This is a genomic window from Neoalteromonas facilis (assembly GCF_002807665.1).
GTDB lineage: Bacteria > Pseudomonadota > Gammaproteobacteria > Enterobacterales > Alteromonadaceae > Alteromonas_E > Alteromonas_E facilis.
On record NZ_PEAY01000008.1, the window covers coordinates 106,184 to 112,351 of the forward strand.

The 6,168-nt window shown below is 43.7% G+C and carries 5 protein-coding genes and 1 rRNA gene; 2 read left to right on the forward strand and 4 right to left on the reverse strand.

All coding sequences use genetic code 11. The features are described 5' to 3' along the window. Positions 1–22: 22 nt before the first annotated feature. From CSH93_RS17110 to CSH93_RS17120, 3 genes are all read right to left on the reverse strand, one after another. A complete protein-coding gene (locus CSH93_RS17110) occupies positions 23–484 on the reverse strand; it encodes a hypothetical protein (protein WP_240615646.1) in 462 nt (153 codons plus the stop codon). Further along, positions 471–1,496, reverse strand: coding sequence for a patatin-like phospholipase family protein (locus tag CSH93_RS17115; RefSeq protein WP_100644583.1), 1,026 nt, complete (start codon positions 1,494–1,496; stop codon positions 471–473). Before CSH93_RS17115 ends, CSH93_RS17110 begins: the two co-directional genes overlap by 14 nt. A 94-nt stretch (positions 1,497–1,590) precedes the next feature. After that, the gene (locus tag CSH93_RS17120) at positions 1,591–2,619 is read right to left on the reverse strand and encodes an MBL fold metallo-hydrolase (RefSeq protein WP_240615647.1); all 1,029 of its coding nucleotides are present in this window, start codon (positions 2,617–2,619) and stop codon (positions 1,591–1,593) included. A 229-nt stretch (positions 2,620–2,848) separates the two neighbouring features. Between CSH93_RS17120 and CSH93_RS17125 the strand changes: the two genes are divergently transcribed. Together CSH93_RS17125 and CSH93_RS17130 are read left to right on the forward strand one after the other, a co-directional pair. Further along, positions 2,849–4,687, forward strand: coding sequence for a tetratricopeptide repeat-containing diguanylate cyclase (locus CSH93_RS17125; RefSeq protein ID WP_100644584.1), 1,839 nt, complete (start codon positions 2,849–2,851; stop codon positions 4,685–4,687). Positions 4,688–4,912: 225 nt separating this feature from the next. Next, positions 4,913–5,614: a 2OG-Fe(II) oxygenase family protein gene (locus tag CSH93_RS17130; protein WP_164078403.1), complete on the forward strand. Its 702-nt coding sequence runs from the start codon at positions 4,913–4,915 to the stop codon at positions 5,612–5,614. A gap of 431 nt (positions 5,615–6,045) precedes the next feature. Here the strand turns inward: CSH93_RS17130 and rrf are convergent. Then, positions 6,046–6,161, reverse strand: a 5S ribosomal RNA gene (rrf, locus tag CSH93_RS17135). Positions 6,162–6,168: the final 7 nt, after the last annotated feature.

Consider the following 6,168-nt stretch of genomic DNA (forward strand, 5'->3'; position numbering starts at 1 on the left):
GTAAGCCTCACTTTAACCGCGGCTAAAAGCGGTTGTCTTGAAAAAAACGGTTTACGTAGTCTAGGTCAAAACCATACTTGGTTTGGTCTAGGCTTTGAATGGCATCTTCAATTGCAGAATAGAAGCGAAATTCAACGTCGGCTTTTGCATAGGCTTCTTGCAACTGAGCTTTGATGGTATGCCTGATATCAGAGTCGATAATGGCAATTGCCAGCTCTTCCAAACCAATCTGTCTTCGAATAACGGTGTGTTTTGTAAAAGAATCAAAAGTCGACGGCGGCATGAGACTTTCACCGTAAATACAACTGATTTGGGCCCATGGCTTACTGTGATCGAATTGTTCTATATAACCTGCCATATCCCGAGAGCCGGTTTTCATGGTTAGGTCATTCCATGGCCCTCTTCCGGCAAACAATAACAATTGTCCACTGCGCCGCGTGACGAATTCACCATGATGTTGAAAGGCATAATTATCCGAAGACAATAGGTTCTCCTGTTTTAACATCAATACGATCCAAAGAGTCGCCTTGATATTGTTCTAACATCAGATCGACAACCGCTTGACCATATTGTTCAAACCAAAAATCGCCCATTCGTTTCAGTTTGTCAATATTGCTTTCACTGATGTCATCCATCGCGTCATCGGGAGGAAAATCAAGGCCCGGCTGGTTACGCAACTGCGAATTAACCCGAATGTAATTGCCATTTGGGATCATCGTGATTGCTTGATAACCCACCACCATTTCATCAGATAAAATGTCTATAATGTTGCCCTTAGTCATCCACTGAATAGAGCCCCAGTGTTGAGAGTCTGGACCATTTATCTTACGCGTCCTAAAGCCAGTACCGACCGATATCACCCTTAATTTATCAAACGGCAATGAACGCCACACTCTCCGGGCCTCAGCGATAGCACACATTGTAGGGTTGTTCGCCACAACGCCTCCATCTATCAACCAGTGGGCAAATTCATTTTCCAGCATCTTCAAAGAGGTAGTCGGGAAGTAAGTCGGTGCAGCACTTGATGCATCTGCTACATCCGCTGACTTTAAATGCAAATAATCTTCTTTGGTAGATTTGATCACGAAAGGACGTCGGCTTTCTATGCCATAGGAGACACACAGCACATGTTTGTCCTGATGTACGTCACCAATACGCGCATCAGCGAAGTTTTGCTGCAAAACATCTCTTTTACGATCAGCAGCATATTTGGGCGCATTCAGACCATCAAATTCCAAAAATCCGCGGTTTTCAGAAAAGATTTTTTTTGCATTTTCGACACTGTACAACTGATTGATATCAGTCATCGACAAAGAAGTGGTTGCTAGTGCTAACGCTATAATACTGCCAGTACTGGTACCTGCATAGAAATCTATGCAATCCCTTATGCGCACATGTGCTTGATCCCACAAAGCGTGTTCAATGTTAGATAAAAACTGCGTGGTAGCAGCGCCCCGAATTCCGCCGCCATCCAAAGACAATATTAGCTTACTCATGGAAATCCTTTACCGTTAGCTAACTGATTCGCTAAAGCATAGCGCACACAGACAAAAGTACCAGCAGTGCTATTAAGTCCCTTTTGCACATCGCTTATGTTTTCCGTACATATTGATAAACCCCATCATCATCCAAGTACCGGTGAATACGACCATCAAAAACCAGGTAATTTAAATGCGCGATGCCTTCTGCTACCGCAAAAAACATAGCTTGATTGGTCAATTCACGGGAAAACAATATGGGTAAACACTCCACAACTGTTCTCGGTGTTTCGCAATGGGTAAGTAAATTTTCAATATGAGAAAGATGATGACTGGTCAGTTCATCTATACGCTCATGCAAACCAACAAAAGGCATCCTGTGGGAAGGTAACACAAATGTATCTTTTGGCAGTGCCTTAAAGGTTTGCAGCGTTGTTAGGTAAAGATGCAAGGGGTTGGCATCAGGTTCAGTGCTATATACGCCAATATTCGGCGATATTTGCGGCAAAATATGGTCGCCGGAAACAAGTATATTTTGCGCTTCGTTAAACAAACAGACATGTTCCGGTGAATGGCCTCTGCCGACCATCACGTGCCAATCAAACTCACCAATTTGAATACATTGACCATGTTCCAGGCGATGAAAGCTTGTAGGGATAGGACTGACTGCGCTGGCAAAGCCTGAACGATTGGATATCGCTCGCACTATATACTCTTCAGACAATCCGCAGCGATGAAGGAATTGATGTTCGACCCATTCAGATGCGCCTTGAGAGCCTGCCCGAATACTACGGGCTGAAAAATATTCCGCACCGCTCATCATCAACGGAATATGAAACTTCTCAGTTAACCAACCTGCATTGCCAATATGATCAGGATGCATGTGCGTCACAATGACACGTGAAATCCGAATACCATAGTGTTCCAGCAATTCTAACCATATGTCTTTAGTTGCCTTGGTATGGATACCGGTATCAATCAAAACATAATCATTACCGTCTTGGATCAAATACAAATTGATGTGATCTAATTCAAACGGCAGGGGCATACGCAGCCAGTAAATCCCCGTAGCAACTTCACACAAATTACCACTTTCAGGTGCAATCATATTATCAAGCAACGTGAACCAACTTGTTATCAAATGAACCCATGCCCTATCAAATCAGAAAACACAGAAATAACAATTCACACTTGTTGATTCAGAACTATTGATTGGATTTATTGCTTGCTTTACCGTAATGCAGCTATTCTTTTGTAATACCGGTCTCAATCAACCCTAAAGCAGGCATGCACAATTGCAGAGTAAACCGTACTTTATAATCGCGTTATTTTGCCTATGGATAACGTCGTGTTCCCATTCCGCTTTGGCGATGAATGACACGTCCGCGCAAATAAAAGAACCGCTCTACACTGATTGGCCGGCAGAAATTAAGACACAGTTGGAAGCACTGGATGCGGATCCGCGCCCCGTAATCACTGACACACTAAATCATTTAAAGGCGCTGGATAACGACGCTTCAAACTCCGCGACATCAAGAGCTGAATGGTTATATGTGTTAAGCCAAGCGTATTACGCTCAAGTAAAACCCGATCAAGCGTTGTGGCACGCTGATCAGGGATTAACGTTAACAAATAAAGCCGCTCAACCTTGGCTGTACAATCAATTGCTGTTGGCTAAAGCCAACGCATTCGATTTAGCGGGAACGGCAGAAAGAGGTTTACCGTTAGTCAATGAAGTACTGGCATGGGCGCAAGAGAAACAAGATATGCCGTTGCTGCAAAACGCAATGATCAGTAAGGGCCTATTGGATCTTACATTAGGTGACAACAACTCTGCGCTCAATCAATTGCAAACAGCCGAGCATTTATCCGACTTTCCAGGAACTTATGATAAAGGCCACATTGCTTCATATATCGCATTAGTATACGAATACAGAGGCGACAATACTGAGGCCATCGACTACTTTAATCACGCATCAGAATACTACCGCACAAACGAGAAGTGGTTACAACTGAGTAACACCACCTACGGGCTGGGAAGAGCCTACATAGCACTCGGTAATTTGTCTGAAGGAAAGAAGGAACTGGAGGAGTCGCTCGCACTCTCAATACAAATTAGCGATAGTCAGGGCGAGGCTTACACTCTTAAAGAATTAGCCTCGTTATATGCGACGCAAGGCGATCTCGCACAAGCCAGAACATTTTTGAAGCAGTCTATTGATATCTTTTCCACCACTTACAATCCTTACATGATGTTAAACACCCATATGATCCTGACTGAATTAGCTATTCAAGAAGGCGATTATGAGCAGGCCCTTGCTGCCGTTGAAAAAGCCTTAAGTTACGTCACCGGCGAATCTATGCGCCCTCACCAACTAGATGGCCAAATGCTGAAAGCACGCATTCTAGCGTTGATGAAGCGTTTTGAAGAAGCATACGAATTACTGGCGCGTTCAGAAAAAGAAGCGCAATTATATCGTCAGCAACAAAGTGAGTCTGAATTTCAGCGCATGCGTACAGCCTTTCAGTTGGATAAACAAGAAGCCAACAATGCACTTTTAAGCGCCGAGAATGAACGCCAAATTGCATTAATTATGGCTAAAAACCAAGGCCAGTTGCTCTGGGCTGTCAGTACTATTTTTGTGGTGATATTGTGCGTGATATTGCTCATTCTTTACTACAACGGTAAACGCAGCAAGGCGCGCTTTGAAAGACTGGCCCACCATGATTCACTAACCGGCCTATACTCTCGCCATTTTGTGCTAGAGAGCCTAGAAAACCTTTTATCTCAAGCGCAGCGGCATAAAGAGCCATTATCTGTGGCGATGATAGATATTGATTTTTTTAAACAGTTAAACGACACCTACGGTCACAGTGCTGGAGATGCCGTATTAAGTCGCTTTGCAACCGTCGCTGACGACACGTTCAGGGACTCCGATATTTTAGGGCGTATTGGCGGCGAAGAATTCTTATTCATATTTCCTCGAACAACGGCGGAAGATACGGCATACCGTATGGAGTCATTTGCGCAAATCGTACAGAAGATCCCCAAGCGATTACAATTACCGGAGTGGGAGCTTACCCTCTCTATAGGTATTTACAGCGTCGAACAGAATTCCACAGTTGAAAGTATCCTTCATCGTTCTGATGAAGGTTTATACCAAGCTAAAAACAGTGGTCGCAACAAAATAGTGATTGTTAACACTTAGCCGTTTTGCCTTTTTCATTTTTGCCGTTAAGAATACGATACCTGCTCTTTTAGCTCTGCACATATTAAAACCTACGACCTTACTTTTTAGCGCGCTGACACAAACGTGGAATAATGATCCGGAAATATGAAATATCCTGAAAATCCGCAGAGTATAAATTTGGTTCCATTTACCCAAGTTTGATAAAGTACCGTCTTCCTAAATCAATAACTAATAATGGTCAAAATGAGCTTTAGTTTTAATACCCAATTCGACTTTGCGGCTAGCAAGACCGCATATCAACAGGACAACCGTGCAAAAATAGAAAATCTATTCGAAGACCAACAGGCTAATGCTCTTCATCAGGTATTAGGCCACGAGCTCCAATACGACATCGCGATTACCCACAACAACCAATACATGAATATTACCCAAGCTGAGTGGGAAGCTTTTGACCAGAAGAAGCGTCAAGAGTTTTTAGCGCAAGCACAAAGCAATGCAACCAAAGGAATTGGTTTTATTTACGGTCAGCGTAAGGTGAGCAAAGCCAGTGAAAATGCGACACTCAGGGATTTATATACGTGGCTAAATAGCGAAAAAACACTTCAGTGGATTAGAGATATTAGTGGGCACGAAGACATCGTCGCTGCCAGCGCTCAAGCAACACAATATTACCCTGGCCACTTTTTAACCCGCCACAATGATATACAGGAAATTGAACAACGCCGTGTATCTTTCGTTATAAATGTGACACCACAGTGGCATCCGGATTGGGGTGGATTATTACAATTCTTCGAAGAAGACGGTACTCCCCGTGACGCATGGGCGCCGGGTTTCAATAGTTTGCACCTATTCGATGTTAAGCATATTCAAAGCGTGACTTTTGTGGCCCCCTATGCGGGAGCACCTAGATTATCAGTGAACGGTTGGTTTACAGCCAAGCCATAGTAACTCAGCACCGTATAAAAATAATTAAATGGGCAAACGCCCATTTAATTATTGATCAGATCGCCATAGTAGGTCGTGATCATCCAACGACCTAGCAATAAGCATCCTCTTGAGATTTAACTAACCTCTCACCTGCTGCTATCGTTCAATCAGAAATTGAACAACTGTCTAACTTAAGATCTTTGTATATTGACCTAGCAACCGAGTTGAGGCTTTGTGCCCCAATGATTGGTCGGCTATCACATTGAACTGAAGCCGGTTAACTGCCAAGCTCTGCGTCGCTCGTCTAAATCACAGCGCATGGAAGAGCAGGCTGTAGTAACCCAGCCAGAGGATGTATTGCTACTACTAAACTTTTGCAGAACGACTTTTTAATGCCTTAGAAAGTAAAAAAGCCCCTCTCTTACGAGAAGGGCTTTTTAGAATTGGGAGTCTGGCGATGTGCTACTCTCACATGGGGAAACCCCACACTACCATCGCCGCTAACGTGTTTCACTTCTGAGTTCGGAATGGATTCAGGTGGTGCCACGTCGCTATTGTCGCCAGACATAAAC

Excerpts from the sequence above, each read along its gene's own strand:
- CSH93_RS17115 (WP_100644583.1), bottom strand. The coding sequence starts at position 1,496 with ATGAGTAAGCTAATATTGTCTTTGGATGGCGGCGGAATTCGGGGCGCT.
- CSH93_RS17125 (WP_100644584.1), top strand. The coding sequence starts at position 2,849 with ATGAATGACACGTCCGCGCAAATAAAAGAACCGCTCTACACTGATTGG.
- CSH93_RS17130 (WP_164078403.1), top strand. The coding sequence starts at position 4,913 with ATGAGCTTTAGTTTTAATACCCAATTCGACTTTGCGGCTAGCAAGACC.